Source organism: Actinotignum sp. usb-actsch-rep-73 (assembly GCF_059082735.1).
On sequence record NZ_JBHNPV010000067.1, the window covers coordinates 1 to 1,398 of the forward strand.

The window sequence follows — 1,398 nt, forward strand, 5'->3', positions numbered from 1 at the left end:
GTAGTGTCGGCCAATTAGTACCAGTCGGCTCGCGAGCACATTGCTGTGCTTCCACCTCTGGCCTATCAACCCGCTAGTCTGGCGGGGGCCTTCACACCATTACTGGTGTCGGAAACCTCATCTTGGAGCAGGCTTCCCGCTTAGATGCTTTCAGCGGTTATCCCTTCCGAACGTAGCCAACCAGCCGTGCACCTGGCGGTACAACTGGCACACCAGAGGTTCGTCCATCCCGGTCCTCTCGTACTAGGGACGGGCCTCCGCAAGTTTCCTACGCGCACAGAGGATAGGGACCGAACTGTCTCACGACGTTCTGAACCCAGCTCGCGTACCGCTTTAATGGGCGAACAGCCCAACCCTTGGGACCAACTCCAGCCCCAGGATGCGACGAGCCGACATCGAGGTGCCAAACCATGCCGTCGATATGGACTCTTGGGCAAGATCAGCCTGTTATCCCCGGGGTACCTTTTATCCGTTGAGCGACCACGCACCCACGTGCCATGGCCGGATCACTAGTTCCTGCTTTCGCACCTGCTCGACCCGTCGGTCTCACAGTCAAGCTCCCTTGTACACTTGCACTCGCCACCTGATTACCAACCAGGCTGAGGGAACCTTTGAGCGCCTCCGTTACTTTTTGGGAGGCAACCGCCCCAGTTAAACTACCCACCAGGCACTGTCCCCAACCCGGATTACGGGCCGAGGTTAGATGACCGCGTGAACCAGAATGGTATTTCAACGACGACTCGACAAGAGCTGGCGCCCCTGCTTCACAGTCTCCCACCTATCCTACACAAGTCCAAGCGAACACCAATACCAAGCTATAGTAAAGGTCCCGGGGTCTTTCCGTCCTTCTGCGCGTAACGAGCATCTTTACTCGTAATGCAATTTCACCGAGTTCATGGTCGAGACAGCGGAGAAGTCGTTACGCCATTCGTGCAGGTCGGAACTTACCCGACAAGGAATTTCGCTACCTTAGGATGGTTATAGTTACCACCGCCGTTTACTGGGGCTTAAATTCAAGCCTTCACCACCCGAGGGTGGTTGAGCCTTCCTCTTAACCTTCCAGCACCGGGCAGGCGTCAGTGCGTATACATCGTCTTACGACTTCGCACGCACCTGTGTTTTTGATAAACAGTCGCTTCTCCCTATTCTCTGCGACCCCACAACGCACACACCCAGAAAAAAGGGGGGACGTCACAGGGTCCTCCTTATCCCGAAGTTACGGAGGAATTTTGCCGAGTTCCTTAACCATGATTCACTCGAACGCCTCGGTATACTCTACCTGACCACCTGAGTCGGTTTAGGGTACGGGCGCGTCATGCCCTGGCGTCGAGGCTTTTCTTGACAGCTTAGGATCACCACCAGACACCCCAAAAGGGCACCCCCATCAGTCCTCACCCT

General features: G+C 55.9%; 1 rRNA gene. It reads right to left on the reverse strand.

The window, feature by feature from the left end:
- Nucleotides 1–1,398, reverse strand: a 23S ribosomal RNA gene (locus AC5RE1_RS05130); the annotation flags it as partial.